Here is a 19,895-nt window from a genome sequence, read left to right as displayed (position 1 = left end):
GCCGGGCGCCGGCCGCCGCGCCGGTGCGGTCGGGGCGGCCCTGCGCGGCGTCCGGTTCGCCTACGGGCCCGGCGCACGGCCGGTGCTGGACGGGCTGGACCTCACGGTGGCACCCGGTGAGCACCTCGCGGTGATCGGCCCCAGCGGCACCGGCAAGTCGACCCTGGCCGCCCTGCTGACCGGTGACCGGGCACCGGACGCGGGGACGGTCCGCTGGACGGGGCCGGACGGGGCGGGGCACGGCGGCGGCGCCCCGCCCGGGGTGGTCCTCCTCCCGCAGCAGCCCTACGTCTTCACCGGATCGCTGCGGGAGAACCTGCGGTACCTGCGCCCCGACGCCGGCGAGGAGGCCGTGGCGTCGGCGGTGGACGCGCTGGGCCTGCGGGCGCTGGTGGCCGAGGTCGGCGGCCTCGACGCCACGGTGCGGCCGGACGGCCTCTCGCTGGGGGAACGCCAGCTCGTCGTGCTGGCGCGGGCGTTCGTCGCCGTGCCCTCGCTGCTCGTGCTCGACGAGGCCACCGGACGCCTCGACGCGGCCGCCGAGGCCAGGGCGGAGAAGGCGCTGGCGGCGCGTGCCGGGACTCTGGTGGTGATCGCGCACCGGCCGGCCTCGGCACGCCGCGCCGACCGGGTCCTGCTGCTCGACGGGGCGGAGGTGGTGCACGGGACGCCCGGCGAACTCGCCGCGCGCAGTCCGCTGTACCGGGAGTTGACGGGCGAGGGGCCGGGGCCGGCGCCAACCGGGGGGTGAGGCGCGGCGGCCGGTGGCCGCGGGCTGCGCGTGGCACGGACCGCGGGTCAGATCCAGCCCGCCTCGTTGGCGAGGCGTATGGCGTGCGAGCGGTTACGGCCTCCGCTCTTGCGCACCGCCGCCGCCAGGTAGTTCCGCACGGTTCCGCTGGTGAGGTTGAGGCGACGCGCGATGCAGGCGACGGAGTCGCCCTGCGCCGCGAGCGACAACACGTCCAGCTCCCGCCCGGAGAGCGGTATCTCGTTCGCCTGGAGCAGCCCGAACGCCAGCGACTCGTCGATGTACCGCCCGCCGTCCGCGACCTTGCGGACGACCGCGGGGAGGTCGTCGGTGCCGCCGTACTTGTCGACGTAGCCGCGCGCCCCCGCCCCGGCGGCGGTGCGCAGCGCGCCGGGGCGGTCGCCCCGGCCGAGGACGACGAGATGGCCGCCGTCCGGGGCGGAGCGGCGAGCGGCGCCCAGTTCCTCCAGCAGACTCGGGGAACCCGGACAGTCGAGGTCCAGCACGTACACCTCCGGGCGTTCGTCGCAGGCGGCCCGGCGGAGTTCCTCGCGGCCGCAGCTCAGCACGTTCAGGGAGTCGCCGGCGTGGTGCAGCAGGCAGCGCAGCGCCTTTCGCCACAGGACGACGTCGTGGACGACAAGCACAGTGGTCACAGCCGATCTCATCTCTCCCCCGGGAACGCACGGACAGATCCCGTAGGCGATTGTGCGCGAGCATTGCCGAACGTGAGGCGCATACCACGATTCGTGACAGCGCTATCGGGGGCGGGCGGTGCCGTTGTGTGCGCTCTTCGCGCCCGCGCGTGCGCTGTGCGTGCGGGCGGTGCACCGTGGCTGTCGGCGCCGGTCGCACTCCTGCGGCGGTACGGCGGGGCGCGCGCGGTGGGAGGATGGCGCACGAGAGGTACGAGCGCCCGGATACATCGGGCGCCGCGGGCGGAGGGCGGGGCGCGATGGTGGACCGGTGGTTGACGGAGCGGGCGCGGGCGGCGGAAGCCGAGGTCCCGGGCGGGTTCGACCTCTCCGAGTGCGTCCGGGAACCGATCCACCTCCTCGGCGGTGTGCAGTCGCACGGCACGCTGGTCGCCGTCGATCCGGAGAGCGGCCTGGTCGCCGTCGCCGCGGCCAACACCGGTGAGCTGCTGGGGGTGGCGCCCGAGGAACTGGTGGGGGCCCACGCCACCCGGGTCCTGGAACAGGCCGAACTGGACGAGGCGCTGGGCGGCACCGCCGGTGACGACCCGGCGCCCGTCACCTTCCCCGTGCCGATCGGCGGCGCGGGGGCGCAGCGGCACGTGGACGTCTCCGCCCACCGCCGGGACGGTCTTCTCGTCCTCGAGTTCGAGCCGCGCCAGGATGAGGCTCCGGCCTTCGGAACCTTCTACACCGGCATCCGGCGGGCCCTCGCGCGACTGCGCTCGGCCGCGACCGTCGCCGACGCCTGCGAGGTCGCGGCGCGCGAGGTGCGGGCGCTGACCGGGTACGACCGGGTGATGGTCTACCGGTTCGACGGCGAGGCGGGCCCCGGCGAGGTGGTGGCCGAGGATCTGACCAGTGGCTGGGAGCCCTGGCGGGGGTTGTGGTTCCCCGCGACCGACGTCCCCCCGCAGGCCCGGCGGCTGTACCGGGACAACTGGATACGGGTGATCGGCGACGCACTGGACGGGACGGTCGGCCTGGTGCCACCGGTCCGGCCGGAGACGGGCGCCCCGCTGGACCTCTCACTGGCGGCGCTGCGCACGGTCTCCGGGTTCCACCTGGAGTACCTCCGCAACATCGGGGTCCGTTCCTCGATGTCGGTCTCCGTGCTCCGGGAGGGCAGTCTGTGGGGGCTCATCGCCTGCCACGGCGAGCGCCCGCTGCGCCCCACCCCGGAGGTCCGCTCCGCCTGCGAGATGTTCGGAGCGGCGTTCTCCCTGCAACTGGCCGCGATCGAGGAGCGGGAGCGGGCCGACGCCATCGCGGAGTCCGGGACGCGCGCGGCGCGGGTGGCGCAGCTGCTGGAGGACGGCCTGGAGGAGAGCGTCGCCGGGAACGGCGCGGCGGTGGCCGAGCTGCTGGCCGCCGACGGGGTGGTGCTGTGCCGGGGCGGCCGGGTCTCCGGCAGCGGTGACGCCTTCGCGCCGGGGCTGGTCCGTGCCCTCGGCAGTCGCGCCGCGCTGCTCCCGCCGGGCACCGTGTGGGAGACGGACCGGCTCGCCGAGAGCGACGGCGAGGAGGCCGCGTTCGGCGCGCAGAAGTCCGTGACGGGCCCGGCGGGCGTCCTGCTCCTGCCGTTGAGCCGCTCCGGCGACTTCCTCGCCTGGTGCCGCCGGGAGCGGCCGGTGCCGCGACGCTGGGCGGCCGACCCCGCCGTCCCGGTCCGGGTGGGTGCCGGCGGCGAGCGCCTGACCCCGCGCGGGTCGGGTGCGGTGTTCGCCGCCATGATGCGGGGCCGGAGCCTGGAGTGGACCGTCACCGACCGGGCGGCCGCCCGTGAGCTGTGGCGGCTGCTCACCGGGCTGGTGCTGCGGCACGCCGACGCGGTGGGCGCGCTCAACGACCAGTTGCGCATGACCAACCTCGACCTGGACGGTTTCGCCCACGCCGCCGCCCACGACCTGAAGGAGCCGCTGCGCGGCATCTCCAACGCCGTGACCTTCACCATCGAGGACGCTGCGGCGGGGCTGGACGAGACCACCCGGCGGCGGCTGCTGACGATGCAGCGGCTGGCCGGCCGGATGGACGAGTTGCTGAACTCGCTGCTGCACTACTCCCGACTGGGGCGCGCCGGGCTGCGGGTGCGCGAGGTGGAACTGGGACAGGTGCTGGACTCGGCGTTGGAGGTGGCGGGCGCGCGACTCGCGGAGGAGCGGGTGACCGTGCGGCGGGGAGAGCTGCCGGTGCTGACCGCCGACCCGGACCGGCTCTACGAGATCCTGGTCAATTTGCTGGTCAACGCGGCGAAGTACTCCGCCCGCGACGCCGGCGAGCGCTGGGTCGAGGTCTCCGGCCGCCGGTGGCCGGCCCCGGGCAACGGTGCCGAGGTGTTCGAGACGGTGGTGACGGTGCGGGACAACGGCATCGGGATAGCTCCCGCCCTCCAGGGGGAGGTGTTCGACCTGTTCCGGCGGCTGCACGGGCCCAACGAGCACGGCGGAGGGTCCGGAGTGGGCCTCGCGGTGGTCAAGCGGGTCGTGGAGCGGCACGGCGGGCGCATCTGGTTGGAGAGCGAACCGGGCCGCGGCAGCGCCTTCAGCTTCACGCTCGGGGTGTCCGGACGGCAGGCGGCCGACGGCGCCCCCGGCGACGGCCTGCCCTGACGCATGCGGCCGCAGCCGTCCCGCCGCGCGGTGACGGAGCGGCGGCGGAGCGGTTCACCGCCTGCGGAGGAGTTGTTCCTCCACGGCGAGGACGGCGTCCACCGTCGGCTCCGGATCGACCAGCAGCGCGAGGTGACCGCCCGTCACGTGGCGGGTGGGGCGTCCCTCCTCCGCCATCGCGTCGCGGACGCCGGTGTAGGGGCCGTCGTACGCGACGTAGCCCAGCGGGGCGCCCTGCCAGGCCGCGGGGACGGCCACCGCCGCGGTGAAGTAGCCGACCGGCAGCCGGGGCGCGCCGTCGGTCAGCAGCGGCATCAGCGCCTGATCCGGAACCAGCTCCTCGATCTGTTCCGTCCCCCACCACTCCGCCCAGGGCGGCAGCACGCCGTCGCCGTCGGCCAGCCCGGTCAGGGTGGCCAGCCACTCCCCGTCGGCCGAGACGTGGGGCGGCGCACCGGGGACGGTCGCGTCCAGCAGGACTCCCGCGTCGCCGGGCCGGTCGTGGAGCAGCTGCGGGAGGTACATCCCGGCGTTGCTGTGGGCGACCCAGGTGACGGGAGCGTCGGGGGCCGCCCGCCGGTACCGCTCGGCGACCGCCGACGGGGTGGTCGCGTCCGCGGTGTCGGCCACCGTCGCCACCCGCCCGCGCGCGCCGAACCGCTCGGCCAGCGGCCGGTAGGGGCGGGCGCCGAGCAGCACGCTGGGCAGGATCACCAGGGTTGCGGTCATCAGCCGATGGTAGGCGGGGGCGGGCGGCTCCGGGAGGGCCCCGCCCCGCCCGGATCGTCGTCGCGGGCCGGGTCGGGGCGGGATCGCTCCGGGCCGGGTCGGGGCGGGGTCAGGCGTCGGAGGACTGCTGGCGGGGTACCGGCGGAGGCGGCCCGTGGGAGGTCGCGGAGCGCGACGCCTGCCAGTAGTCGATCGCGCCCTTCAGCACCGTGCGGAAGAGCGTGAAGTTGACCGGCTTGTAGACGTAGCTGTCGGCGCCGGCCGCGTAGCAGGCGTCCACCTCCGCCGGGGAGGTCGACGAGGTGAAGACGACGACGGTGACGTCGTCGAGTTCGGGGCGCGCCCGCAGCTCGGTGAGGACGCCGTGGCCGTCCAGCCCCGGCATGTTGAGGTCGAGCAGGACGAGGCCGGGCAGCGCCTCGCGGTCCAGAAGTTGCTCCACCAGGCCGTCGCCGCGGGTGGTGAACTCCGGTCGCAGCTCGGGGTGCGTGTGGCGCAGCGCCCGCTCGATGGCCTCGGCGTCCTCCAGGTTGTCCTCCACCACCAGAACGCTGCTCAGGTCGATCCGGCGTCCCCGGTCCGTGGTCACCCTGCGGCCCCTTTCACATGCGCGATGAGCACCGCGGTGTCGTCACTCCCCGTCGCCCGGAACGCGGACATCCGGGCCACCAGGCCCGCCGCGGTCTCGGGTTCCTCGACGACGCAGTCGCGGACGACCTCGGGGAGGTGCTCCTCGAAGAATACGCCGCTGGCGGAGCGCGCCTCCGTCAGTCCGTCGGTGAACATGACCAGGGAGTCCCCCGGTCCGAGCCGCAGCGAGGTGGGTTGGAGATCGGTGTCGGGCAGGACGCCGAGGAAGAGCCCGGCGACCCTGACCTCCTCGACCAGTCCGTCGCGGCGGCGCACCAGCGGCGAGGGGTGGCCGGCGGCTGCCAACCGCGCCTGGCAGCCACCGCCTCCGTCGGGCGCGAGCACGGCGACCAGCGCGGTGACGAACCGCGTGGTGCCCTGGTCGAGCAGCATCGTGTTCAGCCGCTGCAGGGCCAGCTCCGGCAGTACGCCGTCCTCCAGGAGAGTGCGCAGCGTGTGGCGGGCCAGCCCGGTCAGCGCGGCGGCCTCGGCGCCGCGGCCGCAGACGTCGCCGATCACCACCGCCAGCCGGCCCTCACGGTCGACGACGGCGTCGTAGAAGTCCCCGCCCACCTCCAGCGAGTCGTCCGCGACCTCGTAGGCGGCGTCGAGGTCGGCGGCCGGCCAGACCGGCAGCGCGTTCGGCAGGAGGTGCCGTTGCAGCTGCTCGACGTGGCGGCGGCGCTGCTCGTAGGCGGTGGTGGTGTCGATGGCGAGCGCGGCACGCCGGGCGAGGTTGTCCAGCAGCCTGGTGCCGGCCACAGCCTCCTCACCCCGGTGGTAGATGAAGGTGAGCGTGCCGAGCGCTTTGCCGCGCGCCCGCAGCGGGCTGACGCTCACCGCGTGGACGGGCTGCCCGGGGCCGTCGGTGTGGGGGCCGAACGGCGCGCCGTCGAGTTCCTCGCCGCTGAGCACGACGCACTCGCCGCTGCGGACGGCCCGGTCGACGAGGTCGGCGAACCACGGGTCGTCGCGGGCCAGGTCGGCGAGCCAGGGCTGGGCGTCGGCGGCGACGTGGGCGGAGGCAACGGGGGCCAGTCCGCCGAGGTCGGCGAAGAGGTGCACCGCGCACCCCTCGGCGACGGCCGGGACAGCGAGGCGCGCCACGCGGGCCAGGGTCTCCTGGACATCCAGGCTGGCGTCCATCTGCAGCGACGCCTCGGCGAGGAACGCGTCCTCGATGAGCCGCCGCTCGTGGTCGCGCGCCTCCACGATGCGGCGGTTGCTGACCACCAGCACCTCGGAGAGCTGCACGAGCCGGGATGTGAGCGCGGCGGGGTCGCCGGGCGGCTCCGCCAGCCCGACCGAGAACGACGCCCAGTCGTCCTCGCCGAGCCGGAACCGCGACTCCAGCGCATAGCGGGCGCCGGCATCCGCCAGCGCGCGCCCCTCGGGAGCGAAGCCCTCGGCCCCCGCCTCCAGGTCGTGGTGGTGAACGACGGGGCGGCCGACGGCCCTGCCGGGCTCCGGCGGCGGGACCGGTCGCCCGGCGGCGGTCCCGGCCGCGGCGGTGGTGGTCGTGGTGGACTGCGTGGTGGTGGCGACGCGGAGGTAGCGGAGCCGGTCGCCCTCCCAGCGGCTGCCGGTGACGGCCAGTACCTCGTCCTCGGCGAGCATCGCGGCGTAGACGTGCCGCGCCATCTCCTCGACGTTCTCGACGTCCTGCGCCGAGAGCCACAGGCTGTGGAGACGGGCCGGCCAGGAGGTGTCGATCTCGTCGGCGCGGCTGTTGGCTGTGGTCAAGGAGACTCCCACCCGTCCGGGTCGGGCGCCCCTCCGAACGCGGAGGGACGTCTGCGGCCAGGGGACAGGGGCGTGGCACGCGGCGGGCCCAGACTAGCCGGGCGGAATGCCCACGGACGACCGACTCCGGGATGAGATCACCGGAACCGCCCGGACCCCGCTCGGCTCGGGGGCGCACGACGGCCGGCGCCTCGCGCCCCCGGTGCGGCGGCGCACCGGGGCGGCACTGCCTGGACCTGCTCTTTCGCCATGGCCGGGTCCGCCGCGGACGGGGTAGTGTGCCTCGCCGATCCTCGGGGCGGCCGGTCGCGAGCGGCGCAGGCCCGCCGGGGCGCCCAGGGTTGCCCGCCCCGTTGGCGAGATCTCGACGGCCCGGCCGGGCCGCCCCCGGCGGCGGTGACGCCCGGGCCGCCGGACGGGGCGGGCGGCAGAGGGGAGCACCGTGGTGCTGGAGTGGGCGGCCGTACTGGCGGCCGGTTTCTGGGCCGGCATGATCAACGTGGTGGTGGGGTCGGGCACCCTGGTGACCTTCCCGGTGCTGCTGCTCTTCGGGTACCCGCCGCTGGTGGCCAACATCTCCAACAACATCGGCCTGGTCGGCGGCAACCTCTCCGGGGTCTTCGGCTACCGGCGGGAACTGGCCGGGAAGCGGTCCCTGGCGCGGGTGCTGCTGCCCGCAGCCACCCTGGGGGGTGTCACCGGGTCCGTGCTGCTGCTGGTGCTGCCGCCCGAGGCGTTCCGGGCCGTCGTCCCGGTCCTGATCCTCCTCGGCCTGGTGATGGTGGTGGCGGGGCCGGCCGTCCAGCGGCGGGCGGCACGGCGCGGTGGCGGCGTGGCGGCGGACGGCATGTCCGGGCGCCGCACAGCGGCGGTCGCGGCGGGGGTCTTCGTCCTCGGCGTGTACGGCGGGTACTTCGGCGCGGCACAGGGCATCCTGCTGGTCGGGTTGCTCGGCCTGCTCACCGCCGAGTCGCTGCAGTCCCTGAACGCGGTCAAGAACCTGCTGGTCACCGGGGTGAACGCGATCGCCGCAGCGGTGTTCCTGCTGGTCGCGTGGGAGTACGTCGACTGGGGTGTGGTGGCGCTGGTCGCGGTCGGCGCGACCCTCGGCGGGCTGGTCGGGGCCCGGGTCGGCCGGCGGCTGCCGCCGACGCTGCTGCGCACGGTGATCGTCGTCGTGGGCGGTGCCGCGCTGGTCAACCTGGTCTTCTTCTCCTGAGCGCGGCGCCGGGGCCGACACGGCGCCGGCGGTTCCCTCGCGGGCGGTCCGCGCGGGGCGATGATGCGGGCATGCATGCCAACGACATCCTCATCGACGGTTACGACCGCATCCGGGAGACGGTGCACGCGGTCGTCGCCGACCTCGCGCCGGACACCCTGAACCACCGGCCCGCCCCCGGCGTCAACTCGATCAGCTGGCTGGTGTGGCACCTGACCCGCGTGCAGGACGACCACGTCTCGGAGGTGGCGGGTCGGGAACAGGAGTGGTCGTCCGGCGGCTGGCGCGACCGGTTCGCCCTCGACCTGCCGGCGGACGACACGGGGTACGGGCACGGGTCGGACGACGTGGCGAAGGTCGTGGTGGACACGGGCGAGCTGCTGACCGGGTACTTCGACGCGGTGCACCGGCAGTCGCGGGCGTTCCTCGGCGGCCTCGCCGCGGACGACCTCGACCGGGTGGTCGACGAGGGCTGGGACCCCCCGGTGACCCTGGGGGCGAGGCTGGTCAGCGTGCTCGCCGACGACCTGGAGCACGCCGGCCAGGCGGCGTACCTGCGGGGGCTGCTGCTCGCCCCCTGAGACCCCGGCTCGTCGCGTCCGGAACCCGCCGCTGCACGGCTCCGACCCCCCGGACGGGGGACTCCGCTCGGTTATGATCCCCCTTCGGGGCGTGCCCGCCCGGGCTCGGACGCTGTGCGGCCCGGGCAGCACACGGGGGGTGCGCCCCTCAGCACGCCGTGGCACGCGCGCGAGGTGGCGCGCCGGAGCATCGGCCCGTGGAAGTGGGGTGTCGGGATGGGCCGCGAGGCGCAGCAACGCGCGAGCGCGGAGGTGATGCGGTTGAGGGCGTTCTGGACGGAGCACCGCGCGTCGCCGCGCGGGGCGACACTGCCGTGGCCGGGGAGGCGGCCGGTCACGCTGGAGGAGCTGCGGCGGCTGGTGGACTCGGTACCGACGGGGGCGGACGGGGAGCCGTACGCGGGGCAGTGGTTCGTCATCGTCGCGGCGCTCGACCGCGGGCAGACGGTCACGGAGACCCTGGTCGACCCGCCGCAGCGCCGCTGGTCCCTCTGAGAGGTGTCGTCCGGCGCCCGGCGCCGCCCCGTGCCGGGTGGCGCGCGGCGGCCCCGGGCCGGACCATGAGGACAGCGACGCAACAGGTGGGGCCGCGAGCACGGAACAGGCGGTGTCGACCGGAGTGGAAGCGCCATGATCAGCACCTGGAGCCGCAGGGCGGCATCGCCGGGACGGGTCCGGTCCGTTCCGGCGCGGCGCGGCGGGCCGGCCGGGCCCGCGTCCGCGTGGCCCGACCGCCGGTTGGCGGCAGCGCCGGGTCCGCCGAGGCGATCGCGGTGAGCGGCGTGCGGCGGGCGGACCCGCCGCGGGACCCGCCGCGCCGCGCGCGACTCGGTGTGGTGCGGGCGTTCGTGGAGCAGGCCACCGAGACCGAGGCGCTGGAGTTCGCGCTGCACCACGCGGTCGCGGGGGTCGGCGGCCTCGGCGGGGTGGCGCACCTGACCGGCCCCTGGGAGGGCTCGGAGCTGCGCCTGGTCGTCGTCGACGGGCTTCCGGAAACCGAGGCGCGCGGCTTCCACGAGCGCATCGTCGGGCGGGCGCCGCCGGACGATGCGGACGGCGACGCCAACGGGGCACGCGCCCACGCGGCGGGCAGCCGCTGGTACGCGGCCGCCGACGCGGACCACGTGGCAGGCGGTGCCGCCGCGTACGCGGAGATCGCGGGCGTCCTCGTCGTGCCGATCGCCACGCCGCGGCGCGCCCTCGGGACGCTCTCCGTCATCTGCCTCGCGGAGCCGGACGCCGACGACCGCGCGTTGCTGGGCGAGATCGCCGCCCCGGTGTCGGAGCGGCTGGCCCGCTCGCTCTCCGCCGACCACGTCGCCTCGCCCGCCGCATGGCCGGCGCAGGCCCACACCTCGCCGCTGAGCGAGGCCGCGCGGTCGGTCAGTGTCGGTTCCTGGGACTGGAACATCCGCACCGGCGAGCTCCGCTACGACGTGCAGGCGACGCGGGTCCTGGGGATGGAACCGCACCAGACGCAGGTGCGGATCGGGTCATGGGTCGACCTCGTCCACCCCGACGACCTGCCGTGGGTCATGGCCGACACCGAGGAGGCCATCCGCACCCGGAGTCTGTACGGGGTGGAGTACCGAATCCGCCGCCCGGACGGCACCACCGGGTGGGTGCAGTCGCGGGGGCGGGTCGTCCCGGGGGACGACGGGGGCCCGGGCCATCTGGTCGGGACCGTGTGGGACACCACCCGCACCCGGGTGGCGCGGGACGCCGTGGACGACGCGCTGCGCCACATGACCGACGGCTTCCTGGCGGTGGACTCGGAGTGGCGCATCATGTTCGTCAACGCCGAGGCCGACCGGGCCCTGGGCCCGGTGCCCGCCACCGGCGACCGGTTGCTGTGGGACCTTCCCGCCGGGCGGGCCCCGGGGTTCGAGGACGCCTGCCGCCGGGCGGTCGCCGAGAACGCCCCGGCCGGTGTCGACGTGCGGCCGACGGAGAGCGGCCGCTGGTACCACCTCCGGCTGGTGCCGGTCCCGCAGGGACTCACGGTCTACTCCACGGACATCACGGAGGCTCGGCGCCGGGACGCCGAACGCCGGAGCGCGGCGCGGGAGTCCGCCGAGCAGTCGGCGCACATCGCGCGGCTGACGGGCGCGCTCGCCGAGGCGATCACCATGGACGACGTCGTCCGGGCCACGGCGGAGCACGTGCTGCGCCCGTTCGGCGCCGTCCGCATGGCGATCATCACCCTCGCCGGCGGCTCCGCGGGGGTGGTGGGCTCGCTCGGGTACGCCGCCGGGGAGCCGGCGGCGCTGTGGGCCGAGGGCGAGGGCCCCTCGCCGCTGGCCGACACCGTCGAGCGCCGCACCCCGCTCTTCCTCGGGTCGCCCGCCGAGTACCGGCGCCGCTACCCCCGGTCCGCCGGTCCGCTGACGGCCGGCGGCGACCGGTCCTGGGCCTTCCTGCCGCTGGTCGTCTCGGGCCGGGTCACCGGCTGCTGCCTGCTGGCCTTCCCGGTGCAGGACGCTCCCCGCCGTGAGGACCGCAGCGTGCTGGCGGCGCTCTGCGGGCTGCTCGCCCAGGCGCTGGAACGCGCCCGGCTGTACGACGCCGAGCACGAACGGGCCCAGGAACTGCAGCGTGGCCTCCTTCCGCAGCGCCTGCCGACGGTGCCCGCGGTCGACACCGCGGCGCGGTACCTGCCCGCCGACCGGCGGTTGGACATCGGCGGCGACTGGTACGACGTGATCCCGCTGTCGGCCGAGCGCGCCGCGCTGGTGATCGGCGACGTGATGGGCCACGGCATCTCCGAGGCGGCGACCATGGGCCGGCTGCGCACCGCGGTCCGCACCCTCAGCGAGTTGGAGCTCCCGCCGGACGAGATCCTCACCCACCTCAACGACCTCGTCAGCGAGTTGGGCGACGACTTCTACGCCACCTGCCTGTACGCCGTCTACGACCCGACGTCCCGGATGTGCGACTTCGCCTCGGCCGGTCATCTGCCGCCGGTGGTGGTCCGGCCCGACGGCTCGGCGCACGTCCCCCGGGTGCCCGCCAACGCGCCCCTGGGCGCGGCCACGCCCCCGTTCGACGTGCTGCGTGCCGAGGTCCCGGACGGGAGCCTGCTGGCCCTCTTCACCGACGGGTTGGTGGAGTCGCACGGGCACGACATCGACGCATCGGTGGTGCGGTTCACCCGGCTGCTGGCGGAGACCGCCGACCGCCGGGAGCGGGACGCGGCCGAGGGGGACACGGCCGAGGGGGCGGAGGGGCTCGACGCGCTCTGCGACGCGCTGGTCGGCTCCCTCACCGCGACGCTGCGCAACCGCCGGGACGACGCCGCGCTGCTGCTGGCCCGCACCCACGCTCTGACCTCGGAGAACGTCGCCGTCTGGCCGTTGTCGGCCGAGCCCGAGGCCGCCTCCCGGGCACGGGAGATGATTCGCGCGCAGCTGACGCGCTGGGGGCTGGAGGATCTCGTGATGACCACCGAGCTGGTGGTGAGCGAGCTGGTCGCCAACGTCGTGCGGCACGCGCAGGAACCGGTGACGCTGCGGCTGCTGCGCGGCCGGAGCCTGGTCTGCGAGGTCTCGGACGGCAGTCTCACCACCCCGCACGTCCGCCGGGCGGCCGACACGGACGAGGGCGGCCGCGGACTCCAGCTGGTGAGCGCGCTCACCCATCGCTGGGGCGCGCGCTACAGCGTGGCGGGCAAGACCATCTGGACCGAGCAGCCCCTGCCGGAAGCCGACGGCCGCCCCGCGGAGTGACGGCCGGGGCGCGCCCGGCCCCCGGTCCGGCTGTCCGCCGCCTCTTTCCCGCCGTCTCCCGTCACAGCAGCACCACCGGTGACGACGCCGCGGCAGCTCCGACGGCCTCCCGTTGAAGAAAGCGCTTCCTAGCTGTTGACCTGGACCTCTGTTCGGCTCTTGACTGTGCGCGGCCAACCAGCACGGAGGCAGCCGACCGCCCCTCGGGCCGCGAGGGCCGGAGCTCGGCCTGCCCTAAGGGAGTTGACGATGAGGTTGACGACAAGACCCACCGAGCCGCCGTCCGGCGCCGCACGCCGGTCCCGGTTCACCCGGGCCGGGACCGGTGCGCTGCTCACCGCCGTCCTGACCGCGGGCACCCTGGCGGCCGGCACCGCCCCGGCGACCGCCCGGCCGGCGGAGGCGACGGCCGCGGTCGACACCACGGAGGCGCCCACCTGGCAGGCGGTCACCTTCGGCCAGTCCACGGACCTCAACTTCGCCTCCAACGTGCTCCCCGACAAGGTGGGGGTCAACTACGCGGAGCCCGAGGTGCCCGGCACCGTCGAGGGGCGCATCACCCTGGAGAGCCGCGGCGGCAAGCTGGCACAGGGCCACGACGGCCTGACCTTCTACCACACGGTCCTCGACCCCGGGACGGACAACTTCGTCCTCACCGCGGACATGACCGTCGAGCAGTTCGGACCGGAGACGGGCGCCGCCCCGAACAGCCAGGACAGCGCCGGACTCATGGTGCGCGACGTGATCGGCGCCCCCCGGCAGGACCCGATGGTCGACGGGTTCGAGGAGGTACCCGCGGCCTCCAACATCTTCGCCACCGGCATGATGCGCGCGGGGACCAGCGCCATCCACCGCACCGGGGTCGTCGAGCCGTGGGGGAACCCGGGCAGCTCGCTGTCGGCCCGGACCTTCACCACCGACTCGCGCTACGCGCTGCCCGTCGGCACCCCCGTCTCGCTCCGCCTGGAGCGCACGGACACCGAGTTCGTCATGGCGGCGACGTTCACCCACGCCGGTGAGCCCGCCACCTTCGAACAGCGGGTGGACGGGGCGGACTGGGTCCAGGACATCGACCCCGACCGGATGTTCGTCGGCTTCTACGCCGCCCGCAACGCCAAGATCACGGTCGAGAACGCCCAGCTGGAGGTGAGCGCCGCCGACACCGCGCCGCGCACCCCGGTGGAGCCGCAGCCGGAACAGCCCTCCCTCACCATGCTCTCCCCGACCGAGACCAGCGCGCGGGTCTACACCCTCCAGACGCGTCCCAACCAGGCGGGCGAGCTGGTGGTCACCGACGAGCGCGGCAAGCGGGTGGCCAAGAAGCGGCTGAAGGCGCACGAGGTCTACAGCAAGAACGTGCCGCTGCGCGGCGGCGGCGCCGAACTGACGCTGACCTTCACCCCCACGGCCACGCCCTCCACCCCGGTGGTCCGCGAACTGAACGTCACCCGGCGCGAGTACGGTGAGCGCGGCGACGGCCGGACGGTGCACGCCTCCCCCGCGGGCACCGCGCAGGCTGCGGGCACCGCCGCCCGCCCCGTCGACATCGGCACCGCCCTGCGGTACGTCGCCCCGGGCGGTACGGTCCTGCTGCACGGCGGCATCTACGAGCCGACCGGGACGCTGGCGCTGGACGCCTCCTACAGCGGGCTGCGCAACAAGGCCAAGACGGTGCGTCCCTACCGCGGACAGGAGGTCGTCATCGACGGCCGCGACGCGCTCCCCGTCGTGGTCCGGCTCGACGCACACCACTGGCGGTTCGAGGACGTCCAGGTCACCCGCGCGGTCAACAACGCGATGCGGGTGAGCGGCAGTCACAACACCATCAGCGGCATGACGTTCAACTTCAACGGCAACACCGGATTCCAGCTCAGCGGCGGCGGCGACAACCCGGACCTGTGGCCCTCCCACAACCTGATCGTCGGCAGCGAGTCCCACGACAACCGCGATCCGAGCGACATCGACGCGGACGGCTTCGCCGCCAAGCTCGGCGTCGGCGCGGGCAACGTCTTCCGCGGCAACATCTCGCACCACAACATCGACGACGGCTGGGACCTGTACAACCGGACCAACGAGGGTCCGAACCTGCCGATCACGCTGGAGAACAACGTCGCCCACTCCAACGGCCGCCTCAGCAACGGCTACGGCCCTGGCGGCAGCATCGGCAACGGCTTCAAGCTCGGCGGCGAGGGGCTGCCCGTGGCGCACGTCGTGCGCGGGAACATCGCTTACGACAACGGCATGGACGGCTTCACCGACAACTTCAACCCCGGCCGCCTCCAGCTCGACAACAACACCAGCTTCGACAACGGGCGCTTCAACTTCATCTTCCGCTTCAACCCCTACTTCGACGAGTCCGAGCAGGGGGTCTTCCGCAACAACCTCTCCTTCCGCACCCCGGGCGGGCGCGGCGGCGAGCAGCCGGCGGCAGACTTCGTCTCCGGGGACGTGGACCGCAGCAACGTCCTGTTCGACGGCGTGCGCGCCGCCAACGAGGACGGCTCGCTCGCTCCCCGCGCGACGGACTTCCGTTCGCTGACACTGCCCGAGAGCTACCAGCGCGCCGCGAACGGGACACCGGTGCACGGTGACTTCCTGCGCCCGGTGCGCGGCAGCGACCTGAACAAGGGCGGCACCAGGCGCTCCCACGTGGGCGCGCTCGACGGCAGCCGCCGCTGACCGACCGACGCCCGACCGAGGGCCCGTGCACCGTGGTACTCCCACGGCGCACGGGCCCTTTCGCGCTGCACCGGGCCCGTGGTCCGGACCACGACCGCCCGCGACCAGCGGCGTTGCGGAGCACCCCAGATCCGGCTCGTCTGATCCATTGAGCACCCAAAGTGATGCTGTTAGCGTTCACATGCGACAGAGTGAGTGACCGAGGTCACTCTGCCGTGAGCCGCCGCGCCGAGCCGCCGACGGCTCGGTGTCCTCGCGGCTGTCCCGTCGGGGGTGGGTGGCCGATGCCATCGGGCCATGGGTGGGCCCGGGGCGCGGCGCTGCCCCCGCGGGGCCGCCGCGGACCACCGCCGCACGCCACCGCTCCACGCGTCAGACAGCTCCACCCGGCCCCTCCCCCGATCGGACAGCCGGCCCCGGACGAGGCCGCGCACGACCGCCCGGCGCCTCGCGCCCGGGCCGGAGCGACCCCGCGCCCACCGCGCGCGCCGGGCCGCTCCGGCCCCGGGTGCGGCGCTGACGGCCCGCGGCGCGTCCCGGCCGCCGGAAAGGAACGGACGTCATGCGCACGCGCACCCCTCTCACTCCGACACTCGCAGCGGTCACCGCGGCCGCGCTTCTCGGCCTCCTCACCGCCTGCGGCCAGGAGGCACGCGGCGGCAGCCGCTACGTGCCCGACGCGGGCCAGGGCTCCACCGTGGGGCTCGCGATGCCCACCAAGGCCTCGGAACGCTGGATCATGGACGGCTCCAACATGGCGGAGCAGTTCGAGGCCGCCGGTTACGAGACCGACCTGCAGTACGGCGACAACAAGGTGGAGAACCAGGTCGCCCAGATCGAGAACATGATCACCAAGGGCCACCAACTGCTCGTGGTGGCCGCCATCGACGGCTCCGCCCTGACGGACGTGCTGCAGCGGGCGAGCGATGCGGGCACCCGCGTCATCTCCTACGACCGGCTGATCCTGGGGACCGACAACGTCGACTCCTACGCCTCCTTCGACAACGAGCGCGTCGGACGGCTGCAGGCCACCTACCTGGTCGAGGCGCTGGGACTCGACGACGAGGACGACGACACGCGGCGGACGATCGAGCTGTTCGCCGGCTCCAGCGACGACAACAACACCAAGTACTTCTGGGACGGCGCGATGGCCGTACTGGAGCCCTACTTCGAGGACGGCCGGCTGGAGGTGCTCAGCGGCCAGACCCGCATGAACCAGGCCACCACCCAGCAGTGGGACGGCGGCACCGCCCAGAAGCGGATGGACGACCTGATCAGCCGCCACTACGGCTCCACCGCGATCGACGCGGTGCTCTCGCCCTACGACGGCATGTCGATCGGCATCATCTCCGCGCTGCGCAGCGCGGGTTACGGCACCGAGTCCCGCCCGTACCCGGTGGTGACCGGCCAGGACGCCGAGCTGGCCTCCGTCAAGTCGATCCTGGCCGGCGCCCAGCAGCAGACCGTCTTCAAGGACACCCGCAAACTCGCCGAACAGGCGGTGCTGATGGGTGACGCGCTGCTCAACGACGAGGAGCCCGAGTACAACAACACCACCGACTACGACAACGGCGTCAAGGTGGTCCCCGCATTCCTGCTGGACCCAGTGAGCGTCGACGCCGACAACACCGACCTGCTGGTGGACGAGGGGTACTACACCGCGGAGCAGCTGTCGTGACCGCCCCGGTGCTGGCGGTGCGGGGCATCGTCAAGGACTTCGCCGGCGTGCGCGCCCTGGACGGCGTGGACCTCACGGTGGCGCCCGGCGAGGTGCACGCGATCTGCGGGGAGAACGGCGCCGGCAAGTCGACGCTGATGAAGGTCGTCAGCGGCGTGCACCCCCCGGGCAGCTGGGAGGGGCGGATCGAGCTGGACGGCGAGGAGGTGGCCTTCCGCAACGTGCGGGCCAGCGAGCGGCGCGGTGTGGTGATCATCCATCAGGAACTGGCGCTGGTGCCCCACCTGTCGCTGGCGGAGAACATCTTCCTGGGGAACGAGCACGCCCGGCGGGGCATCGTCGACTGGGGCCGCACCATGCGCCACGCCGCCGAGCTGCTGCGCCGGGTGGGGCTGCCGGAGCAGCCGCAGACGCGGGTCGCCGACATCGGGGTCGGCAAGCAGCAGCTGGTGGAGATCGCCAAGGCGCTTTCCAAGGAGGTCCGGCTGCTGATCCTCGACGAGCCGACCGCCGCCCTCAACGACGAGGACAGCGCGCACCTGCTGGGGCTGATCAGCGGTCTGCGCGACCAGGGCATCGCCTGCATCGTGATCTCCCACAAGCTCCAGGAGATCCGCCGGATCGCCGACACCGTGACCATCCTGCGGGACGGCCGCAGCGTGGAGACGCTGACGGTCCGCACCGCTCCGGACGCGCCGGCGCGGATCGAGGAGGACCGGATCATCCGCGGCATGGTCGGGCGCGACCTCGACCACCGGTTCCCCGAGCACGTCGCCTACGAGGGCGAGGACGCGGGGCGCACGGCGCTGGAGATCTCCGGCTGGACGGTGCGGCACCCGATCGACCACCAGCGCACGGTGGTGGACGACGTCTCGCTGACGGTCCGGCACGGCGAGATCGTCGGTGTGGCCGGGCTGATGGGCGCCGGTCGCACCGAGCTGGCGATGAGCGTGTTCGGTCGCAGCTACGGCATCCACGACGGCGGGACGGTCGCGGTGGACGGGCGCGTGGTGAGCACCCGCACCGTCCCGGAGGCGGTGGCCCACGGGATCGCCTATGTCACCGAGGACCGCAAGACCTACGGACTGAACCTGATCGACACCGTCCACCGCAACATCTCGCTGACCTCGCTGCCGGCCATGGCCCGCCACGGCGTCGTGGACGAGCACGAGGAACGCGGGCTGGCCGAGCGGTACCGGCGCTCGATGCGGATCAAGACGTCCTCCGTGCTGGAGCCGGTGGAGCGGCTGAGCGGCGGCAACCAGCAGAAGGTCGTCCTCAGCAAGTGGATCAACACCGGCCCCGAGGTGCTGATCCTCGACGAGCCCACCCGGGGCATCGACATCGGCGCCAAGGCGGAGATCTACGCCGTCGTCCGCGACCTGGCCGCACAGGGCAAGGCCGTGCTGTTCATCTCCTCGGAACTGCCGGAGCTCCTCGGGATGTGCGACCGCATCTACACCATGGCCGCCGGCCGGCTCACCGGTGAGGTCGCCCGCGAGGACGCCACCCAGGAAGTGCTGATGCGCCACATGACCCAGGACAGGAACTGAGGCACCCCACATGACGACCCCGACCACGACGCGGAGCGGTGAGAAGCCGGGTCCCCGGCGCTCCTCGCTCGACGTGCTGCGTGACGCGGCGCGCAACAACATGCGGCAGTACGGCATGCTGATCGCGCTGGCCGCGATCGTGCTGCTGTTCCAGATCTGGACCGGCGGGACGCTGCTGCTCCCCAACAACGTCTCCAACCTGATCCAGCAGAACAGCTACATCCTCATCCTGGCGATGGGGATGATGATGGTGATCATCTGCGGTCACATCGACCTGTCCGTGGGGTCGCTGGCCGCGTTCGTCGGCGCGATCGCCGCGGTGATGATGGTGCGGCACGACGTGCCGTGGGTGCTGGCGCTGGTCCTGGCGCTGCTGATCGGGGCCCTGGCCGGTGCCTGGCAGGGGTTCTGGATCGCCTACGTCGGCATCCCGTCGTTCATCGTGACCCTCGCCGGGATGCTGCTGTTCCGGGGCGCCACCCAGATCGTGCTGGAGGGCCAGTCCGTCAGCCCCTTCCCGTCGGGGTTCCAGCAAATGGCGCAGGGGTTCATCCCCGAGGCGGGCCCGTACACGCAGTACCACAACCCGACGCTGGTGATCGGACTGGTCGTCGCGGTGGTCCTGGTGCTGCAGCAGTGGCGCGACCGCCGGCGGCAGCAGTCGTTCGACCTGGACCCGCTGCCGTTCAACCTGTGGGTGCTGAAGTGCTCGGCGATCGTGCTGGCGGTGGTGGCGGTGACGCTGACCCTGGCCAGCTACCACGGCGTGCCGCTGGTACTGCTGATCCTCTGCGCGCTGCTCATCGCGCTGGGCTACATCATGCGCAACTCGGTCTTCGGCCGGCACGTCTACGCGCTCGGCGGCAACAAGGCCGCGGCGAAGCTCTCGGGCGTCAAGGACAAGCGGGTCACCTTCACGGTGTTCGTGATCATGGGCATGCTGGCCGCGCTGGCCGGCTGCCTCTACGCGGCGCGGCTGAACGCGGCCACCCCGCAGGCGGGGCTGATGTTCGAGCTGGAGGCCATCGCGGCGGCCTTCATCGGCGGCGCCTCGATGAGCGGCGGGGTCGGGAAGGTACTCGGAGCCGTCATCGGCGGCCTGGTGCTGGGCGTGCTCAACAACGGCATGTCCCTGGTCGGTATCGGCACGGACGTGCAGCAGGTGATCAAGGGCCTGGTGCTGCTCGCGGCCGTGGGCTTCGACGTCTGGAACAAACGACGCGCCGGCTCCTGAACCGGCCGCGCGGCCCCGGCACGCCCCGGGGCCGCGCGGCGGGCGCCGGTTCGTGACGGCGTGGACCGA

At 73.9% G+C, this 19,895-nt stretch carries 14 protein-coding genes; 10 read left to right on the top strand and 4 right to left on the bottom strand.

Going from position 1 to position 19,895, the window contains the following annotated elements:
* Positions 1 to 751 (top strand): ATP-binding cassette domain-containing protein (locus HCN56_RS07405; RefSeq protein WP_167968691.1); only part of this gene is annotated, 751 nt, incomplete at its 5' end.
* Between the two features lie 47 nt (positions 752 to 798).
* Here the strand turns inward: HCN56_RS07405 and HCN56_RS07400 are convergent.
* Positions 799 to 1,407: a response regulator transcription factor gene (locus tag HCN56_RS07400; RefSeq protein ID WP_167968690.1), complete on the bottom strand. Its 609-nt coding sequence runs from the start codon at positions 1,405 to 1,407 to the stop codon at positions 799 to 801.
* 299 nt (positions 1,408 to 1,706) lie between these two features.
* Here HCN56_RS07400 and HCN56_RS07395 point away from each other — a divergent pair, with 299 nt between their 5' ends.
* Positions 1,707 to 4,055: an ATP-binding protein gene (locus HCN56_RS07395; RefSeq protein ID WP_167968689.1), complete on the top strand. Its 2,349-nt coding sequence runs from the start codon at positions 1,707 to 1,709 to the stop codon at positions 4,053 to 4,055.
* 54 nt (positions 4,056 to 4,109) lie between these two features.
* Here HCN56_RS07395 and HCN56_RS07390 read toward each other — a convergent pair whose 3' ends face one another.
* The 3 genes from HCN56_RS07390 to HCN56_RS07380 form a co-directional block, all read right to left on the bottom strand.
* Positions 4,110 to 4,784 (bottom strand): alpha/beta fold hydrolase, encoded by a 675-nt coding sequence (locus tag HCN56_RS07390; protein ID WP_167968688.1) that lies wholly within the window; start codon positions 4,782 to 4,784, stop codon positions 4,110 to 4,112.
* Between the two features lie 109 nt (positions 4,785 to 4,893).
* On the bottom strand, positions 4,894 to 5,373 hold the full coding sequence (locus HCN56_RS07385) for a response regulator (protein WP_312871109.1): 480 nt from the start codon (positions 5,371 to 5,373) through the stop codon (positions 4,894 to 4,896).
* Complete coding sequence (locus HCN56_RS07380) at positions 5,370 to 7,157, bottom strand: PP2C family protein-serine/threonine phosphatase (RefSeq protein ID WP_167968687.1); 1,788 nt, start codon at positions 7,155 to 7,157, stop codon at positions 5,370 to 5,372. The genes HCN56_RS07385 and HCN56_RS07380 overlap by 4 nt, the downstream gene beginning before the upstream one ends.
* 442 nt (positions 7,158 to 7,599) lie before the next feature.
* On the opposite strand from HCN56_RS07380, the gene HCN56_RS07375 reads away from it, so the two are divergent.
* The 8 genes from HCN56_RS07375 (at position 7,600) to mmsB (ending at position 19,826) form a co-directional block, all read left to right on the top strand.
* Complete coding sequence (locus HCN56_RS07375) at positions 7,600 to 8,376, top strand: sulfite exporter TauE/SafE family protein (RefSeq protein WP_312871107.1); 777 nt, start codon at positions 7,600 to 7,602, stop codon at positions 8,374 to 8,376.
* Between the two features lie 71 nt (positions 8,377 to 8,447).
* Positions 8,448 to 8,957, top strand: coding sequence for a mycothiol transferase (locus HCN56_RS07370; protein ID WP_167968686.1), 510 nt, complete (start codon positions 8,448 to 8,450; stop codon positions 8,955 to 8,957).
* A gap of 174 nt (positions 8,958 to 9,131) precedes the next feature.
* On the top strand, positions 9,132 to 9,452 hold the full coding sequence (locus tag HCN56_RS07365; protein ID WP_167968685.1) for a hypothetical protein: 321 nt from the start codon (positions 9,132 to 9,134) through the stop codon (positions 9,450 to 9,452).
* Between the two features lie 278 nt (positions 9,453 to 9,730).
* Positions 9,731 to 12,682 carry a SpoIIE family protein phosphatase gene (locus HCN56_RS07360; RefSeq protein WP_312871105.1) on the top strand — a complete coding sequence of 984 codons (2,952 nt, stop codon included), beginning with the start codon at positions 9,731 to 9,733 and terminating at the stop codon, positions 12,680 to 12,682.
* 249 nt (positions 12,683 to 12,931) lie between these two features.
* The gene (locus HCN56_RS07355) at positions 12,932 to 15,361 is read left to right on the top strand and encodes a right-handed parallel beta-helix repeat-containing protein (protein WP_167968684.1); all 2,430 of its coding nucleotides are present in this window, start codon (positions 12,932 to 12,934) and stop codon (positions 15,359 to 15,361) included.
* Between the two features lie 562 nt (positions 15,362 to 15,923).
* A complete protein-coding gene (chvE, locus tag HCN56_RS07350; protein WP_167968683.1) occupies positions 15,924 to 17,039 on the top strand; it encodes a multiple monosaccharide ABC transporter substrate-binding protein in 1,116 nt (371 codons plus the stop codon).
* Complete coding sequence (locus HCN56_RS07345) at positions 17,036 to 18,592, top strand: ATP-binding cassette domain-containing protein (protein WP_167968682.1); 1,557 nt, start codon at positions 17,036 to 17,038, stop codon at positions 18,590 to 18,592. The genes chvE and HCN56_RS07345 overlap by 4 nt, the downstream gene beginning before the upstream one ends.
* A 10-nt stretch (positions 18,593 to 18,602) precedes the next feature.
* Positions 18,603 to 19,826, top strand: coding sequence for a multiple monosaccharide ABC transporter permease (mmsB, locus tag HCN56_RS07340; protein ID WP_209312460.1), 1,224 nt, complete (start codon positions 18,603 to 18,605; stop codon positions 19,824 to 19,826).
* Positions 19,827 to 19,895: the final 69 nt, after the last annotated feature.

This window comes from Streptomyces lonarensis (assembly GCF_012033735.1).
Classification (GTDB): Bacteria; Actinomycetota; Actinomycetes; order Streptomycetales; family Streptomycetaceae; genus Streptomyces; species Streptomyces lonarensis.
Note: the sequence above shows the minus strand (reverse complement) of the source record. Positions and strands in the feature narration are given on the sequence as shown.

Bases quoted from the DNA above. Each gene is read 5' to 3' on its own strand.
- HCN56_RS07395 (WP_167968689.1), top strand. From the start codon at position 1,707: ATGGTGGACCGGTGGTTGACGGAGCGGGCGCGGGCGGCGGAAGCCGAG.
- HCN56_RS07390 (WP_167968688.1), bottom strand. From the start codon at position 4,784: ATGACCGCAACCCTGGTGATCCTGCCCAGCGTGCTGCTCGGCGCCCGC.
- HCN56_RS07370 (WP_167968686.1), top strand. From the start codon at position 8,448: ATGCATGCCAACGACATCCTCATCGACGGTTACGACCGCATCCGGGAG.
- HCN56_RS07355 (WP_167968684.1), top strand. From the start codon at position 12,932: ATGAGGTTGACGACAAGACCCACCGAGCCGCCGTCCGGCGCCGCACGC.
- chvE (WP_167968683.1), top strand. From the start codon at position 15,924: ATGCGCACGCGCACCCCTCTCACTCCGACACTCGCAGCGGTCACCGCG.
- mmsB (WP_209312460.1), top strand. From the start codon at position 18,603: ATGACGACCCCGACCACGACGCGGAGCGGTGAGAAGCCGGGTCCCCGG.